This is a genomic window from Qipengyuania sp. RANM35 (assembly GCF_041021145.2).
Taxonomy (GTDB): domain Bacteria; phylum Pseudomonadota; class Alphaproteobacteria; order Sphingomonadales; family Sphingomonadaceae; genus Qipengyuania; species Qipengyuania soli.
This window is the reverse complement of record NZ_CM196433.1, coordinates 1044464-1060541: the sequence shown is the minus strand read 5'-3', so window position 1 is coordinate 1060541 and position 16078 is coordinate 1044464. Positions and strand designations below refer to the sequence as shown.

The window sequence follows — 16078 nt, the reverse complement described above, 5'->3', positions numbered from 1 at the left end:
CATTCACCACTCCCGCTTCGAGGCGGTACGCCTCCGCCTCGAACAGTTCGATCCCGGCACGGGCTGGAGATTGTGGCTCTACGAATTCCTGCTGTTCGGCTTCAAGCAGGCCTGGGCGTGCTTGTTCGGCGCACTCATGTTGGTCCTGCTGCTGGGCACCCACCTCTTCTATCCCGATGACGCGCCACTGCATCGCTACGACTTCATCACGCTCGGAGCCGTCTTGATCCAGGGAGGGATGTTGGCGCTGCGTCTGGAAACGCTCGAGGAGGCAAAGGTCATCCTCATCTTCCACGTAGTCGGCACGGTCATGGAGTTGTTCAAGACCGCCGCCGGATCTTGGCTCTATCCTGAAGCGAGTGTCCTCCACATTGGGGCCGTCCCGCTTTTCTCGGGCTTCATGTACGCCAGCGTCGGCAGCTACATCGCCCGCGTCTGGCGGATTTTCGATTTCCGCTTCTCGAATTATCCGCCGCGATGGGCAACGTACCTTCTGGCTGCCGCGATCTATGCAAACTTCTTCGCGCATCATTGGCTACCCGATGTCCGCATCCTGATTTTCGCAGCGGTAGGCTGGTATTTCGCCTTCACGAAAATCCACTTCCGCAATTGGCGCAGACACCGCTGGATGCCTCTTCTCGTCGGCTTCCTGCTGGTCGCACTGTTCATCTGGTTCGCCGAGAATATCGGCACCTACGCAAGGGCGTGGAGCTACCCCGGCCAGGAGAACGAGTGGAAGATGGTCGGCATCGGCAAGCTCGGCAGCTGGTACCTGCTGATGATCATCAGCTTCGTGCTCGTCAGTCTGGTCAATCCCGTCAGAAAGCCCGACTAGCCCTTCTGGTCGAGTTCCTCGTCGAGCCGCAGGCTGCACCGCCAGAAGAAGAACGCTGGGATCAGGCTCATGACGCTGGCGCTGTAAAGAACCCACTGGACGCTGTCTTCGCCCAAGGACGGCTTAAGAACGTCGGACAACATGCCGAAGAGCAGGGGCCCGAGGCCGAGGCCGATGAGGTTCTGGAAGAACAGCAGCACCGCTGATGCCAGTGCCCTCGCCTGTGGCGTCACAAGTCCCTGAACGCTCGAATAGGTCGGGCCATAGTAGAGCGAGCCGAGGAAGGTCGGGAAGAACAGGATCAGCAAGGCAATGCGCCAGTCGCTCGCCGAATAGCCAAGGATCGCGGTAGGTGCGACAAGCAGCATTCCGAGCGCCGCCGCTGTCAGCACGTGCTGGCGCTTGATCGCTCCATACCGGTCGGCGATCTTGCCGCTGAGCCAGGTCCCGAGGATCCCCCCGGCCCCATTGACGATACCGAACCACAGGCCGACCTGGCCGGGTGTAAGACCGTGCGTGCGCTGGAAGAAGATCGTTGCCCACGTCGTCTTCCCGTAGCTGAGGAAAGCGGCCGAGGAGGCCGCAATCAGCAACAGCACCATTGCCCTGCTGGAGAGGATCGAGCGTATCGCCTCACCGGTCGCCATGCCCGGAGGGGGCGAAACTGCAGTGGCTTCGGCCACATGCCTTCGCGGGTCCTTCAGGACGAACCACACGACCAATGCCATGGCCACTCCGGGCAAGCCGACGATCATGAAGGCCTTGCGCCAGCCAAGGACGTCGACGAGCTGGCCGCCGATGATCATGCCGAGGACAGTGCCGATCGGAATGCCGAGGGCGTAGAAGCCAAGCGCCGAGGCGCGCTTTTCCTTCGGAACCAGGTCGCTGATGAGCGAATGCGCGGCAGGCGTACAGCCTGCCTCGCCGACGCCAACGCCGATCCGCGCGAGGAGAAGCTGGATGAAATTGTTAGCCAGTCCGCACAGCGCGGTCATGCCCGACCAGACCGCCAGAGCGACAGCAATTAGCCTCGGGCGATTTGTCGTCGGCCGATCGGCATAGCGCGCGATCGGGAGGCCCAGAACGGTGTAGAACAGCGCAAACGCCAAGCCGGTCATCAGTCCGATCTGCGTGTCCGAAAGCTTCAAATCCTTCGCAATCGGTTCGGCGAGGATGTTGACGATCTGACGGTCGATGAAATTGAAGATGTAGACAATCAGCAAAATCCAGAGCGTCACACGCACGGTTTTGCTCGTGTCGCCCGCTGGCGCAGCTGTGGCCATTAATTCCTCTCCAGAAGCGCGGGTATGCCCGTCACGTCTGGAGAACGTTCCTTAATTCGAAGGCTTGGTCAAGCGCGGATCAGGAATACAGAAGATGCGGTGCGATGGTCTGACGCCATTCCGCCTCGTCCGCCGAAGCGATGGCCTCTAGGTCGCCGGGCTCCGCCTCGGCATCATCGACCCATTCGCGCAGGGACGGTCCGCCATTGATCACGTCGATGGCGAGACGGTCGAATTCGTACTCGTAGGGGAAGTCCCGCCAGATCTCGTAGTCGGGAAAAAGCGTGCGGATCGCCTTGAAGGCGAGCGCCTGCAAACGCCACGGGCGGAACTCGTGATGATCGTAGAACGGACCTTCGGCGTGGACCATCAACGCGTTGCAGAGGGTCTTGGCGTGCTTGTGGAAGGTCGGTTCGAACCAGCATTCCCGGACGGCGCAGCCGCGAAGCCAGCTGGGCGCCAGGCGGTTCATCTCGTCGAGGACGGCGCCCGCATCGACATCGGGCGCGCCGAACAGGATTTCGAGCGGCCGGGTGGTCCCCCTGCCCTCACTCAGCGTCGTGCCCTCGAGCATCACCGTGCCGGCATAGGCGCGTGCCATGTTGAGGTTTGCCGCGTTCGGGCTTGGATTGATCCAGATGCGGTCGTCCGGCCAGCCATAGCCGGGAGCCTTGCCCGGTTGCCATCCGGTCATCTCGACAACCCGGTAATCGAGGTGGAGCTTGAAATGCTCGCGGAACCACAGGCCCATCTCGCCCATGGTCAGGCCGTGGCGCATGGGCATGGGAGCGGCGCCAACGAAGCTTTCCTGTCCGGGAACCAGCAGGGTCCCTTCTACCGGCCCACCCGCCGGGTTGGGGCGATCGAGCACCCAGACTTCCTTGCCCGCCTTGGCCGCCTCTTCCATGAGGTAAAGCAGCGTCGTGACGAAGGTGTAGATACGGCAGCCAAGGTCCTGCAGGTCGAACAGGAACACGTCGGCCGAGGACATCATCTGCCCGCTCGGGCGACGAACCTCTCCGTAAAGGCTGAAGATCGGGATGCCGTAGCGAGGATCGGTCTCGTCCTCGGTTTCGACCATGTTGTCCTGCTTGTCGCCCTTGAGGCCGTGCTGCGGCCCGAAGGCGCTGGTCACGTTGATGCCCCGTTCGACCAGCGCGTCGAGCGAGTGCTTCAGCTGCGCGGTGACCGATGCCGGATGCGCGACCAGTGCGACGCGCTTGCCCTTGAGCTGGGCGACGAGGTCGTCCTCGGCCAGCAGCCGGTCGATGCCGAAACGCACGCTCACAGGCGCCCCGCGAGGTGCAGCTTGCGGCAGGTGGTCGAATGGAATTCCGGCTTCCCGTCCTGGAATGCGAGCGCCCAGAACTGGATGTTTCCGTCCTTGTCCTCCACGATCCCGTTCAGCGCGACCGCGGCAGGGGTCGGCAGTTCGGATTTGATCTCCGCCGACAGGACCAGCTCGTGCGCATCATGGGTGCACTCGATATCGACCTCGGCAGGAGCATCCCGACTGTTGAGGCGGAAATCGTCGAAATCGTAACAGGCCCAGCGGGTCGAGGGCGAGAGGTTGAATTCGCGGTAATAGGTCCCGCTTTCCGGCTGCCAGAAAATCTCGAAGCAGGTTGTCTTCCAAAGATTGTCCATCCGCTCCGGCGCAGCAGCTTCGGGCACCTTGATCGACGCGATGTCGCCGACGAAGCGAAACCGGGCACGGCACCCTTCGTTCGTGGGTTCGATTTCGGCCTTTACCCTGGTGATGGGGCCGGGGGCGCAGTGGGGGTGCAGGACAAGCGAGTGCATGGCGCCGCTATTGCGCAGCAGAAAAGCCTCCGCAAGCCACTTGGGAGAACGGTTCACCGCTGCTAGAGGCCCTGCCACCATGAGCACCTACACCTCCGATCTCCTGCGCCTGCTCGAAGAGCGTGGCTACATCCACCAGATCACCGATCCGGCGGGCCTCGATGCCCTTGCCGCCAAGCAGGTCATCCCGGGGTATATCGGCTTCGATGCCACTGCTCCTTCGCTGCACATCGGCAGCCTCGTGCAGATCATGATGCTGCGTCGCCTGCAGCAGGCCGGGCACAAGCCCATCGTGGTCATGGGCGGCGGCACCACCAAGGTCGGCGATCCCAGCGGCAAGGACGAAAGCCGCAAGATGCTCACGAACGAGGATATCGACGCCAACATCGCCGGTATTCGCAAGGTGTTCGAGCGCTTGCTCGTGTTTGGCGATGGCCCCACCGATGCCGTGATGGTCAATAATGACGAGTGGCTGAGCAAGCTCGGCTACATCGAACTGCTGCGCGACGTCGGCCCGCATTTCACGATCAATCGCATGTTGACCTTCGATTCGGTCAAGCTGCGGCTCGAGCGCGAACAGCCGCTGACCTTCCTCGAATTCAACTACATGATCCTCCAGGCCTACGACTTCCGCGAGCTGGCACAGCGCTACGCCTGCCGCCTGCAGATGGGTGGCAGCGACCAGTGGGGCAATATCGTCAACGGGATGGAGCTGGGGCGCCGGATGGACGGGACCGAATTGTTCGGCCTGACCACGCCGCTGCTCACGACTGCCGACGGGTCCAAGATGGGCAAGACCGCCGCGGGCGCCGTCTGGCTCAATGAGGAGCAGCTGCCGAGCTACGATTTCTGGCAGTACTGGCGCAACGTCGACGACCGCGACGTCGGGCGCTTCCTGCGCCTGTTCACCGACTTGCCGCTGTCCGAGATCGAACGCCTCGAATCGCTCGAGGGAGCGGAGATCAATTCGGCCAAGGCGATCCTTGCGAACGAGGTAACCAAGCTCGTTCGCGGTGAAGAGGCCGCGGCACTGGCCGAACGCACGGCAGCGGAGACTTTCTCAGGCGGCGGTGCGGGCGAAGACCTCCCTTCCCTGTCGGTCGGTCCCGAAGGCATGCGGATCGGCGCGGCGCTGACCGAACTCGGATTCACCGCTTCCAACGGAGAGGCAAAGCGCAAGTTGGCGGAGGGCGCAGTGAAGCTGGACGGAGAGACGATCAGCGACCCGGCCCATCTGGTTTCGCTGGCCGAGGGCACCGAAGCGAAGCTGAGCCTGGGCAAGAAAAAACACGCGATCTTGCGCCGGTGAGCGGTGGCCCCTGCAGGCGCGGTTCATAATTCTTCAGCGCGGGTTTACCAATTTTCAGCCTTTTGCGGCGATACCACCATTCGAGTCATTCTAGTGGAAGGATCGCATCGATGGGTGCCGGAGCACAACTCAGCGTAACCGACCAGCGGCGCATGGCGCGCCACCCGGTCGATCACCCCGTGATTGCCGAACATTTCGGCAAGGGCGATCTGCGTCTGCATATCGCGAACATCTCGGCCAATGGCTTCATGGTCGACAATGCGGACGGCCTCGTCCGTGGCGACCGCGTCATCATCCGCCTCCCGGTGGTTGGACGCATCGAATCCTATGTCATCTGGTGCCGAGACAACCGCGCGGGCTTCCAGTTCGAGCGCATTATCCGCGTCGACGATTTCCTCGCGCTGATCGATACGCTCCAGCCCAATCCGCGCCTTCGCAAGCTGCGCTGATAATAAACTTCTGATTCCAGAACGCGAAGCAGGCGCGTCTTCACAACCGAAGACGCGCCTGCCATGCGTCTGGGCGTGAGCGAAGAACAAGCGACATTGCCGGAGCCTACCTCGCCGCTCGCGATCGGCGACTTTCGGCGCTACTGGCTGGCCCGGTTCTTTGCAGTATTCGCGACCATGTCGATGGTCGTACTGATCGGCTACCAGGCCTACGACATTGCCCGCACCGACTATGGATATACCCGCAGCGAGGGTGCATTCCTGCTCGGCCTGCTGGGCCTGGCGCAGTTCATCCCGCTTCTCCTGCTGACACCGGTCGCGGGTTGGGCCGCCGATCGCTTTGACCGCCGGACCGTAGCCGCGCTGGCGAACCTCACCGACTGCACGGTCGCAGGATTGCTGGCTTTCATGACCTGGAGCGACACGCTTACCCTGCCCGGCGTGTTCACGCTGGCGGCGATGCACGGCGCAGCCCGCGTCTTCGTCGGTCCGGCAATGAGCGCGGTCGCCCCGAACATCGTCCCGCCTCGCCTGCTGCCGCGAGCAATCGCCATGTCGAGCATCGCATGGCAGGTGGCGAGCGTCATCGGACCCGCCGCAGGCGGATTCGTATTTGCCGAGAGCAACTGGCTGCCACATGTCATCTCGGCCGGCCTGCTCATCTGTTCGGCCATCCTCATCCGTTCGATCCGGCCTATCCGTGCCGAACAGGACGCGACGCCGCTTCATCCGGTTCGCCAGATGATCGAGGGCGCACAGTTTACCTGGCGCCAGAAGTTCCTTCTCGGCTGCATCACACTCGATCTGTTCGCAGTCCTGCTTGGCGGTGCGACTGCGATGCTCCCCGTGTTTGCGCGCGATATCCTGATGGTCGGCCCGGAAGGCCTCGGTATCATGCGCGGCGCGCCGGCAATCGGGGCCTCGGCGGTGGCATTGTGGATGGCGTGGAAACCGCTGGAGCATAATGTCGGCCCCAAGATGTTGTGGGCTGTCGTTGTGTTTGGCGCGGCGACCATCGTTTTCGGCCTCAGCCGAAATTTCGCCCTGTCGCTGGCCATGCTCACCCTGCTTGGCGCGGCGGACATGATTTCGGTCTTTGTCCGTTCGAGCCTGGTCCAGCTGAACACACCCGACCGGATGCGCGGCCGCGTCTCGTCCATCTCCGGCCTTGCCATCTCTGCCTCCAACGAACTGGGCGAGATGCAATCGGGCTTGGCCGCCGCATTCTTCGGTGCTGCGGGCGCGGTTGTATTCGGCGGCATGGGTGCCATAGTGGTGACCGCGATCTGGGCAGTAATCTTCCCCCAGCTGCGCCAGGCCAAGACCTTCGAACCAGAATTCCTGCCGGACACAACCGGCGCCAGTCCGACCCGCAAGGAGGCACTCACATGAAAGCCGATTCCGTCCTCGCCACCATCGGAGGCACACCGCACATCCGCCTTTCGCGCCTCTTCCCCGACCACGAGGTCTGGGTGAAGAACGAGCGCGCCAACCCTGGCGGGTCGATCAAGGACCGTATCGGTCTCGCCATGATCGAGGACGCGGAGAAGGACGGACGCCTCAAGCCTGGCGGCACTATCATCGAGCCGACCAGCGGCAACACCGGCATCGGCCTGGCGATGACTGCCGCGGTCAAGGGCTACAAGCTCATCCTCGTCATGCCCGAAAGCATGAGCATGGAGCGCCGCCGCCTGATGCTCGCCTATGGTGCCAGCTTCGACCTGACACCCAAGGAAAAGGGCATGAAGGGCGCGATCGAGCGGGCGCAGGAACTGATTGCCTCCACGCCGAACTCGTGGATGCCGAGCCAGTTCGACAACGACAGCAACTGGAAGGTCCATGGCCGCACGACGGCGCTCGAAATCCTGAGCGATTTCACCGAGACCCCGGTCGATGTCCTGATTACCGGCGTCGGGACCGGCGGCCACCTCACGGGATGTGCGGAAGTACTGAAAGCTGCCTGGCCCGAGATGAAGGCCTTTGCGGTCGAGCCGACGCTTTCGCCCGTCATCAGCGGCGGACAACCCGGACCGCACCCCATCCAGGGGATCGGCGCGGGCTTCATCCCGGCCAACCTGCACACCCAGACGATCGATGGCGCGATACAGGTCGATCCCGAGGATGCCAAGGAAATGGCGCGCCAGTGCGCCGCCAGGGAGGGTATCCTCGTAGGCATTTCGAGCGGCGCTACGCTTGCGGCCATCAAGCAGAAGCTGGCCGACCTGCCGGAAGGCTCGCGCGTGCTCGGCTTCAACTACGACACCGGCGAGCGGTACCTCTCGGTGCCGGACTTCCTGCCCGAATGAGCGCGTTCCAGCGCGTCGACTATGTCGACGGTGACACGCCACTCGTAGGCTTGCACATGCGCCCCGATGGACCGGCGCGTGGGGCAGTCGCGGTGTTCCCGACCTTCATGAACTCCACCCCCGGCGTGGAGGCGAAGGCCCGAGCGCTCGTCGAAGCCGGGTATGCAGTGCTGATCGGGGATTTCTATGGTCCCGAAACCCCGTCGGACTTCCAGCAGGCGTTCGCGGTCATGACCAAGTTGAGGTCGGACCCGGACGCCATGCGCACGCGCTTGCGGGCGACGATTGCAAAGCTTCGCGACCTCGAACCCGACCTGCCGCAATTGGCCATCGGCTTCTGCCTTGGCGGTTTCGCCGTGCTCGAAATGGCGCGTGACGGACAGGACCTTGCTGCCGTGGTCAGCTTCCACGGAATTCTCGAAACACCGCTCAAGGCGAAGGATGAGTTCACGACGCGCATCCTTGTCTGCCACGGCGATGCCGACGCACTCGTGCCGCGCAGCCAGGTGATGGCGTTCTGGGAAGAAATGGACGCCGTGAAGGCGAACTGGCACTTCCACAGCTACTCCGGCATCGAACACGGCTTCACCAACCGGGCCATGCTCGATGGCTCGCCCAACCCGGCCTATGACGCCAGCGCGGACAGGCAGAGCTGGGCAGCGATGCATTCGTTCTTCGACGAAGTCCTGGGCTGAACGAAAAAGGCCCGGGATCTACGCCCGGGCCCTTCCATCGATTTCGTGCTGACTTCAGGCAGCCGTGGCGAATGCCTCGGCTCCCAGTGCCATCATGCTGTCGGCGCCGCTTTCGAGCTTGCGGCGCAGCGCGCCGGCGTCGGGCAGGAAGCGGTCCATGTAATAGCGCGCGGTGGCGAGCTTGGCTTCGTAGAAAGCCTTGTCGCCGGTGCCATTGGCCAGCGCTGCCTGCGCCACCTTGGCCATGCGCAGCCACATCCAGCCCAGCGTCACGATGCCCATGATGTGCATGTAGTGATGCGCGCCGGCCCCGAGGTGGTTGGGGTTCTGCATCGCGTTCTGCATGAACCACATGGTCGATGCCTGGTGCTGGCCAAGCGCCTTTTCGAGCGCTTCTGCGAGCGGGCCAAGGGTCTCGTCACCCTTAGCAGCTGCAATGTCGTCTCCGACAGCCTTGAAGAACGCCTGGATCGCCGCGCCGCCGCCCTGGGCGAGCTTGCGGCCGCACAGGTCCATTGCCTGCACGCCATTGGTGCCTTCGTAGATCATGGCGATACGGGCATCGCGCACGAACTGGCTCATGCCCCATTCCTCGATGTAGCCGTGGCCGCCGAAGACCTGCTGCATGTTGGTTGCAACGTCATAGCCCTTGTCGGTGCCATAGCCCTTGATGACGGGGGTCAGCAGGCCGATCATCGCATCTGCCTGGGCGCGTTCCTCTTCGGTCGGTGCCTTGTGGCTGAGGTCGACCAGCAGGGCGCCCCACAAGCACAGAGCCCGCATGCCTTCGGTGAAGGCCTTGGCGTCCATGAGCATACGGCGCACGTCCGGGTGGACGAAGATCGGGTCGGCCTGCGCATTGGGATCGGCGGGACCGGTAAGTGCCCTGCCCTGGCGACGGTCGAGCGCATAGGCGACTGCGTTCTGGTAGGCGGCTTCGGCCTGCGACAGGCCCTGGATACCGACACCTAGGCGCGCAGCGTTCATCATGATGAACATGGCGGCGAGACCCTTGTTTTCCTCGCCCACGAGCCAGCCCTTGGCGCCGTCGTAGTTGAGCACGCAGGTCGAGTTCGCGTGGATGCCCATCTTGTGTTCGATCGAGCCGCACATCACGCCATTGCGCTCGCCCAGCGAGCCGTCGTCATTGACGAGGAACTTCGGCACCACGAACAGCGAAATGCCCTTGGTGCTGTCGGGCGCGCCGGGCGTCTTGGCCAGCACGAGGTGGATGATGTTCTCGGCCATGTCGTGTTCGCCGGCGGAGATGAAAATCTTGGTACCCGTGATGGCATAGCTGCCATCGCCCTGGGGCTCCGCCTTGGTCCGGATCATGCCGAGGTCCGTGCCGCAGTGCGGCTCGGTCAGGTTCATGGTGCCGGTCCATTCGTTGGAGATCATCTTGTGGAGATACTTCTCCTTCTGCTCCTGCGAACCCTTGGCGATCAGCGCCGAGACCGCGCCATTGGTGAGGCCAGGGTACATGCCAAAGGCCTGGTTCGCGCTGGAGATGAACTCTTCCATGACCATGCCTAGGACGTGCGGCATGCCCTGCCCGCCAAACTCCTCCGGCGCCGAAAGCGTGCCCCAGCCCGCTGCGCGGAACTGGTCGAAAGCTTCCTTGAAGCCCTTGGGCGTGGTTACAGAGCCGTCGGGGTGGCGCGTGCAACCCTCCTGATCGCCCGACTGGTTGATCGGCGCCAGTACCTCGGCACAGAAACGACCCCCTTCATCGATCACCGCGTCGGTAACATCGGGCGTCGCCATCTCGAAACCAGGCAGGTTGCCGTAGCTGGCGAGGTCGATCACCTCATTGACGATAAAACGCGTGTCGCGGGTCGGCGCGGTATAGGTGGGCATCTTGTGTGTCCTTGGTATTGGTTTCGGTCGGTTTCCCGCCGGGGAGGCAAATCAGTCGAGCTGCGTCTCAACAAGCGTCACGAACTCGGTCAGTTCCTTGATGGAGCTGTCGATGTCGGCGCGCTGGGCCTTGAGCTTGGCAATGTGCGTCCTGCACTTCTCGATCGTGACGCGGCGCTGTTCCTGCCGCCCGTCGTCGAGATCGTAGAGGTCGATCATCTCGCGAATTTCGGTCAGCGAGAACCCGACATTCTTGGCGCGCATGATCCACGCCAGGCGCGCCCGGTCACGCTTCGAATAGATGCGGGTCAGGCCGATGCGCGACGGCGCAATCAGCCCCTCGTCCTCGTAGAAGCGCAGCGCGCGCGCGGTACAGTCAAACTCGCTGGTCAGGTCCGAAATCGAGTACTGCTCCCGGTCGAGCTTGTCCGGACGATCGAGATGCGCGCCCGCGTGGCGACGGTCGGTGTCGGCGTGCGGGAGGTTGCTGGGCAGCGGCTGTGTCATGCCGACCCAATAGCCGAACGTTTACGTAAGCGTCAAGACTTGACGCGGTGGAGAGTGTCACCGTCAAGGACGCGGTAGAAGCAACTTGTGGCCCCGGTATGACAGGTCGGACCTGCGGGCGAACAGCGCAACACAATCGCGTCCTGGTCGCAGTCGACAAGCATCTCGACCACCTTGAGCACGTTCCCCGAACTCTCACCCTTTTTCCACAGGCGCCCGCGCGATCGCGAATGGAAGTGAGCCTCCCCCGAAGCGCGAGTCGCCTCGAGCGCTTCGGCGTCCATGAAAGCCACCATGAGAACCGAACCGTCGTTCGCATCAGTAACGACTGCGGTCAGCAAACCCTTGTCGTCGAACTTCGGCATGAAGTCGGTGCCGACCTCTCGGGCCAGTTTTTCGTCCACGAGGCTTCCTTATTGTGCGTTGCAGAAGTGCTTGGTGCTTGTTGCACGATAACCACAAATGCTAGTCAAAATCGACGCCGGATCGGAATCAATATTCCAACAACAGTAAGTTTGTTGAACATTGGTCTTCGCAGGCAAGTGAGGCCTGTCCACCGGAGCAGCGGTGCCATCAGAGCGCCAGGTTCATGGGGGTCCCGGATACGCTGCCGTGTTGAGGGTTTGCACGGCGCATCCGGAAACGATGAGGGATGGACTAGGTGCTGCTGGGGGGCCGCACCGTCATCGAAAGATGGGTCCGGTAATATTCGTCACGTGGCGCCCGGGTCCGAAAGGACCCGGGCGTTTCACTTGGCAGCGCTGGAGCGCGAAATGTCGATCGCTTCATCGAGGACGCGCGAGAAGCACGCGATTCGCACGCTCGTGGCACCGGCCTTCATCAATTCCCTTACGCAGGCGGCGCTCGTCGCCCCGCTGGTAAGCACATCGTCGACCAGCAGGACATCGCGTCCGCCAATCTTGCCCCTTGCACTGCCGGTCACCGAAATCGCGCCTGTCAGCGCCTTGTTGCGCGCCTTGGCACCCAGACCACCGAGACTCGGCGTCGGCCTGGTGCGCTGTAGCGCATCGACAAGCAGGCGACCGTGACCAAGCTTTTCCAGTTCCTTTCCCAGCAAGGCTGCCTGGTTGTATCCGCGGCTCCACAACCGGCGCCGATGCAGCGGCACGGGCACTATCACTGTTTCGGGATCGGGATGCGGAAGGCGCGCGGCGATCAATCGGGCAAGCATCGGTGCAAGGGCAATCCTCCCTCCGTGCTTGAACGCCAGGATGAGCTTTCGCGAGGTCTGCGTGTAGAGAGTCCCGGCATGGATGCCGGCGTGTTTCGGCGGACTGGCGAGGCATGGAGCGCAGATGCCTCCCTCTGCCGGTCCGGTATCGCCGAAGGGCCTCTGGCAACTTGCGCAGGAAGGACCCGACGGGATGACCAGGTCGCCCCAGCAATCGGTGCACAGTCCGCCATGAGCCCCGATGGCCTCACCACATGCGGCGCAGCGGGGCGGATAAACGAAATCGAGAAGCGGCGCGAGACTCTCGGAAATCATGCGACTTTTCGACATTGGTGCTTGCTGCCGCGCTTGCGTGCGAAGAGCAAGAGCGGCAGGGCGGACGACATGGCGAATTCGGCCCCTCCCCGCATATTCTCTCGCACTCGTCGGATCGCAGCTTTGAGGCGCGCACGGGTCAGGCAGTCGCAGCGCGACGCTGCGCGCTACGTCTTCGACGACATGGTCGAGGATGTGCTCGAGCGGCTGGAATTCATGCGTTTCGAACCGAAGCGCGCACTTGTCGTGGGCGACATCACCTCGACCTTGGCATTGTCGCTGCGAGGACGAGGCGCCCATGTCGATGAGCGCGACGTCGCCAGTCTCGATGAGGAATTGCCGATAGGCGGCCCGCCTTACGACCTCATCGTCAGCCTCGCCTCGCTCGACCGGGTCAACGACCTTCCCGGCGCCCTCCTCCACATTCGCAATGCGCTTGCTCCTGACGGTCTCTTCATTGCGAGCCTGATCGGGGCAGGCAGCCTAGCCAATCTGCGTTCGGCCATGATCGCGGCCCAGCCAGAGCGGCCCGAACCGCGGATGCACCCGCTGGTCGACAATGCCGCCGCATCGGCGCTTCTCCAGCGTGCACTGTTCAAGCGCCAGGTCGTGGACAGCCGGAGCCTCACCGTCGCCTTCCCGACGATGGACAAGCTCATTTCGGACCTCCGCGACCAGGGTCTGGGCAATGTTCTCGCCCGACCTGCCTCGGCTCTTGGGAAAGACGAATTGCAGCGTGCTCGGGAGGCTTTCCTCAAGGGAGCCAACAAGCACGGCAGAGTCCTCGAAGTCTTCGAGGTTCTGACCCTAACTGGCTGGAAAGACTAGCGCAGACTGGCTTGCGCCGCCGCCAGCCTGGCAATCGGCACGCGATACGGCGAAGCGCTGACGTAGTCGAGACCCGTCTTCTCGCAGAAAGCGATGCTGGCCGGATCGCCACCGTGTTCACCACAGATGCCGAGCTTGATGCCAGCACGAGTTGCCCGCCCACGCTCTGCGGCAATCTCCACCAGCTGGCCGACGCCATCCACGTCGAGGCTGACGAAGGGGTCGCGCGCGAAGATGCCTTTCTCGACATAGGCCGTGAGGAAGCGCCCCGCATCGTCACGACTGACGCCGAGCGTGGTCTGCGTGAGGTCGTTGGTACCGAAGCTGAAGAACTCGCCCACCTCGGCGATTTCGCCCGCCATGAGTGCCGCACGCGGCAGTTCGATCATGGTGCCGACGAGGTATTCGATGGCCGTACCCGATGCCGCGAACACTTCCTTGGCAGCCTTGTCGACCACGCCCTTAAGGATTTCGAGTTCACGCCTGGTCGCGACTAGCGGGATCATGATCTCCGGCACCGGAGCCTCGCCCGACGCCCTGGCCACTTCACACGCCGCTTCGAAAATCGCGCGGGCCTGCATTTCGTAGATCTCGGGATAGGTGATGCCGAGGCGGCAACCACGATGACCGAGCATCGGGTTGAACTCGTGCAACTCCCCTGCCCTGCGCTTTAGCTGGTCGACATCGCGGCCCGTGGCATTGGCCAGTTCGACGAAGTCCGCATCCTCGTGTGGCAGAAATTCGTGGAGGGGCGGATCGAGCAGGCGGATCGTGCACGGCAGGCCGACCATGACTTCGAAGATTTTCACGAAGTCGCCACGCTGTTCGGGCAGCAGCCTGTCGAGTGCCGCACGTCGCCCGGCTTCGTTCTCGGCGAGGATCATCTGGCGCACAAGGCTGATGCGGTCGGCATCGAAGAACATGTGCTCGGTGCGGCAGAGGCCGATACCCTCGGCCCCGAACTGACGCGCCATGCGGCAGTCCGCCTCGGTCTCCGCATTGGTACGAACCCGCATCCGGCGATGCTTGTCGGCCCATTCCATGAGGACACCGAAATCGCCGGCGAGCTCGGGTTCGATGGTCGCGACTTCGCCCGCCATGACCTGCCCGTTGGAGCCGTCGATGGTGATGGTGTCGCCTTCCTTCAGCTCGCGATTGCCGATGGTCAGGACGCGGCCTTCGCGGGCGATCGAAACTTGCGAGGCACCCGAAACACAAGGACGGCCCATGCCGCGTGCGACCACGGCGGCGTGGCTGGTCATGCCACCGCGCGCGGTCAGGATGCCGACGGCGGCATGCATGCCGTGAATGTCTTCAGGAGAAGTCTCGACCCGGACAAGGATGACCTTCTCGCCGCGATTGGCCCAGACTTCGGCAGTATCGGCGTCGAGCACGATCTTGCCGCTCGCCGCACCAGGAGACGCGGGCAAGCCGCTGGTGAGCACATCGCGCGGCGCATTGGGATCGAGAGTCGGGTGGAGCAGCTGGTCGAGCGCCATGGGATCGACACGCAGGATCGCGGTCTTTTCGTCGACCAGCCCCTCGCCGACCATTTCGACCGCCATCTTGAGCGCCGCCTTGGCCGTGCGCTTGCCGCTGCGCGTCTGGAGCATCCACAGCTTGCCCTGCTGCACGGTAAACTCGATGTCCTGCATGTCGCGGTAGTGCCGCTCGAGCAGGTCGAAGACGCGCGCCAGTTCGGCATAGGCCTCGGGCATGGCCTCTTCCATGCTCAACGGCTTGGCGTTGGCCGCTTCCCGCGCGGCCTTGGTGAGGTACTGCGGGGTGCGGATACCGGCGACGACATCCTCGCCCTGCGCATTGACCAGCCACTCGCCGTAATAGGCGCGCTCGCCGGTCGAAGGGTCGCGTGTGAAAGCAACGCCGGTGGCGCTGGTTTCCCCCATGTTGCCGAACACCATGGCCTGCACATTCACCGCCGTGCCCATGTCGTGCGGGATGTCGTTAAGGCGACGATAGACCTTGGCGCGCTCGCTGTCCCAGCTGTCGAAGACGGCGCGGATGGCGCCCCACAGCTGTTCGTTCGGGTCCTGCGGGAACGGCGCGTCGTGCTCTTCGGTGACAATGCGCTTGTACTCGGCGACCAGCGACTTCCAGTCATCCGCCAACATTTCGGTGTCGGCGTAATAGTCATTGTCTTCCTTGGCGATTTCGAGCGCTTCCTCGAACAGGCCATGGTCGACGCCGAGCACCACGTCGGAATACATCTGGATGAAGCGGCGATAGCTGTCCCAGGCGAAGCGTTCGTCGCCAGAGGTCGCGGCGAGGCCTTCCACCGTCTCGTCATTCAGGCCGAGATTGAGGACGGTATCCATCATTCCCGGCATTGAGACGGCCGCGCCCGACCGGACCGAGACGAGGAGCGGATCGGCCGCATCGCCAAAGCCCTTGCCCACCGTGCGCTCGACGTGAGCCAGTGCTTCTGCGACATCGGCGCGCAGCTTGTCGGAGAAATCCGCGCCCTGTTCGAGGTACTTGAGGCACTCTTCGGTCGCGATGGTGAAGCCCGGGGGAACCGGCAAGCCGATGCTGGCCATCTCCGCCAGATTGGCACCCTTGCCGCCGACGACGGTCTTGTCCTTCTGCCGTGCATTCGAATGCGGAGCATTCCCGCCGAAGGTGAAGACCGTGTCGTTACTCATCAGGGCAGTCCCTACAGGATGGAACACATGGAA

15 protein-coding genes are annotated in these 16078 nt (G+C 63.2%); 7 read left to right on the top strand and 8 right to left on the bottom strand.

The features are described 5' to 3' along the window. The first annotated feature begins 1 nt into the window (after nt 1). Nucleotides 2-835, top strand: a complete 834-nt coding sequence (locus RAM60_RS05380) for a DUF817 domain-containing protein (protein ID WP_369026134.1) — start codon at nt 2-4, stop codon at nt 833-835. Here the strand turns inward: RAM60_RS05380 and RAM60_RS05375 are convergent. The 3 genes from RAM60_RS05375 to RAM60_RS05365 form a co-directional block, all read right to left on the bottom strand. Next, complete coding sequence (locus RAM60_RS05375; RefSeq protein ID WP_510640305.1) at nt 832-2118, bottom strand: spinster family MFS transporter; 1287 nt, start codon at nt 2116-2118, stop codon at nt 832-834. The two genes, RAM60_RS05380 and RAM60_RS05375, sit on opposite strands and share 4 nt — an antisense overlap. Nucleotides 2119-2197: 79 nt before the next feature. Continuing rightward, nucleotides 2198-3400: an exo-beta-N-acetylmuramidase NamZ family protein gene (locus RAM60_RS05370; protein ID WP_369026135.1), complete on the bottom strand. Its 1203-nt coding sequence runs from the start codon at nt 3398-3400 to the stop codon at nt 2198-2200. Nucleotides 3401-3402: 2 nt separating this feature from the next. Then, nucleotides 3403-3978, bottom strand: coding sequence for a DOMON domain-containing protein (locus RAM60_RS05365; protein WP_510640304.1), 576 nt, complete (start codon nt 3976-3978; stop codon nt 3403-3405). A 22-nt stretch (nt 3979-4000) separates the two neighbouring features. On the opposite strand from RAM60_RS05365, the gene tyrS reads away from it, so the two are divergent. The 5 genes from tyrS to RAM60_RS05340 all read left to right on the top strand — a co-directional run bounded on the left by tyrS (nt 4001) and on the right by RAM60_RS05340 (nt 8680). Continuing rightward, the gene (gene tyrS / locus RAM60_RS05360; RefSeq protein WP_369025264.1) at nt 4001-5230 is read left to right on the top strand and encodes a tyrosine--tRNA ligase; all 1230 of its coding nucleotides are present in this window, start codon (nt 4001-4003) and stop codon (nt 5228-5230) included. Nucleotides 5231-5340: 110 nt separating this feature from the next. After that, nucleotides 5341-5679 carry a PilZ domain-containing protein gene (locus RAM60_RS05355; RefSeq protein ID WP_200983769.1) on the top strand — a complete coding sequence of 113 codons (339 nt, stop codon included), beginning with the start codon at nt 5341-5343 and terminating at the stop codon, nt 5677-5679. Nucleotides 5680-5754: 75 nt separating this feature from the next. Then, the gene (locus tag RAM60_RS05350; RefSeq protein WP_510640303.1) at nt 5755-7071 is read left to right on the top strand and encodes an MFS transporter; all 1317 of its coding nucleotides are present in this window, start codon (nt 5755-5757) and stop codon (nt 7069-7071) included. Next, complete coding sequence (gene cysK / locus RAM60_RS05345) at nt 7068-7985, top strand: cysteine synthase A (RefSeq protein ID WP_200983767.1); 918 nt, start codon at nt 7068-7070, stop codon at nt 7983-7985. The genes RAM60_RS05350 and cysK overlap by 4 nt, the downstream gene beginning before the upstream one ends. Beyond that, the gene (locus tag RAM60_RS05340) at nt 7982-8680 is read left to right on the top strand and encodes a dienelactone hydrolase family protein (protein WP_369025266.1); all 699 of its coding nucleotides are present in this window, start codon (nt 7982-7984) and stop codon (nt 8678-8680) included. The genes cysK and RAM60_RS05340 overlap by 4 nt, the downstream gene beginning before the upstream one ends. 54 nt (nt 8681-8734) lie before the next feature. Here RAM60_RS05340 and RAM60_RS05335 read toward each other — a convergent pair whose 3' ends face one another. From RAM60_RS05335 to RAM60_RS05320, 4 genes are all read right to left on the bottom strand, one after another. Continuing rightward, nucleotides 8735-10540 (bottom strand): acyl-CoA dehydrogenase C-terminal domain-containing protein, encoded by a 1806-nt coding sequence (locus tag RAM60_RS05335; protein WP_369025267.1) that lies wholly within the window; start codon nt 10538-10540, stop codon nt 8735-8737. Between the two features lie 51 nt (nt 10541-10591). Then, a complete protein-coding gene (locus RAM60_RS05330; RefSeq protein WP_200983764.1) occupies nt 10592-11047 on the bottom strand; it encodes a MerR family transcriptional regulator in 456 nt (151 codons plus the stop codon). 32 nt (nt 11048-11079) lie between these two features. After that, nucleotides 11080-11412: a phosphoribosyl-AMP cyclohydrolase gene (gene hisI, locus RAM60_RS05325; RefSeq protein WP_369026136.1), complete on the bottom strand. Its 333-nt coding sequence runs from the start codon at nt 11410-11412 to the stop codon at nt 11080-11082. 383 nt (nt 11413-11795) lie between these two features. Beyond that, entirely contained in the window at nt 11796-12554 is a 759-nt protein-coding gene (locus tag RAM60_RS05320) for a double zinc ribbon domain-containing protein (RefSeq protein WP_510640300.1), read from the bottom strand. Between the two features lie 123 nt (nt 12555-12677). Between RAM60_RS05320 and RAM60_RS05315 the strand changes: the two genes are divergently transcribed. After that, complete coding sequence (locus RAM60_RS05315) at nt 12678-13382, top strand: class I SAM-dependent methyltransferase (protein WP_369025269.1); 705 nt, start codon at nt 12678-12680, stop codon at nt 13380-13382. Here RAM60_RS05315 and ppdK read toward each other — a convergent pair. Next, a complete protein-coding gene (gene ppdK / locus RAM60_RS05310) occupies nt 13379-16045 on the bottom strand; it encodes a pyruvate, phosphate dikinase (protein WP_369025270.1) in 2667 nt (888 codons plus the stop codon). The genes RAM60_RS05315 and ppdK overlap by 4 nt on opposite strands. Nucleotides 16046-16078 lie beyond the last annotated feature (33 nt).

Excerpts from the sequence above, each read along its gene's own strand:
- RAM60_RS05375 (WP_510640305.1), bottom strand. The coding sequence starts at position 2,118 with ATGGCCACAGCTGCGCCAGCGGGCGACACGAGCAAAACCGTGCGTGTG.
- tyrS (WP_369025264.1), top strand. The coding sequence starts at position 4,001 with ATGAGCACCTACACCTCCGATCTCCTGCGCCTGCTCGAAGAGCGTGGC.
- RAM60_RS05355 (WP_200983769.1), top strand. The coding sequence starts at position 5,341 with ATGGGTGCCGGAGCACAACTCAGCGTAACCGACCAGCGGCGCATGGCG.
- cysK (WP_200983767.1), top strand. The coding sequence starts at position 7,068 with ATGAAAGCCGATTCCGTCCTCGCCACCATCGGAGGCACACCGCACATC.
- RAM60_RS05340 (WP_369025266.1), top strand. The coding sequence starts at position 7,982 with ATGAGCGCGTTCCAGCGCGTCGACTATGTCGACGGTGACACGCCACTC.
- RAM60_RS05335 (WP_369025267.1), bottom strand. The coding sequence starts at position 10,540 with ATGCCCACCTATACCGCGCCGACCCGCGACACGCGTTTTATCGTCAAT.
- RAM60_RS05330 (WP_200983764.1), bottom strand. The coding sequence starts at position 11,047 with ATGACACAGCCGCTGCCCAGCAACCTCCCGCACGCCGACACCGACCGT.
- hisI (WP_369026136.1), bottom strand. The coding sequence starts at position 11,412 with ATGCCGAAGTTCGACGACAAGGGTTTGCTGACCGCAGTCGTTACTGAT.
- RAM60_RS05320 (WP_510640300.1), bottom strand. The coding sequence starts at position 12,554 with ATGATTTCCGAGAGTCTCGCGCCGCTTCTCGATTTCGTTTATCCGCCC.
- ppdK (WP_369025270.1), bottom strand. The coding sequence starts at position 16,045 with ATGAGTAACGACACGGTCTTCACCTTCGGCGGGAATGCTCCGCATTCG.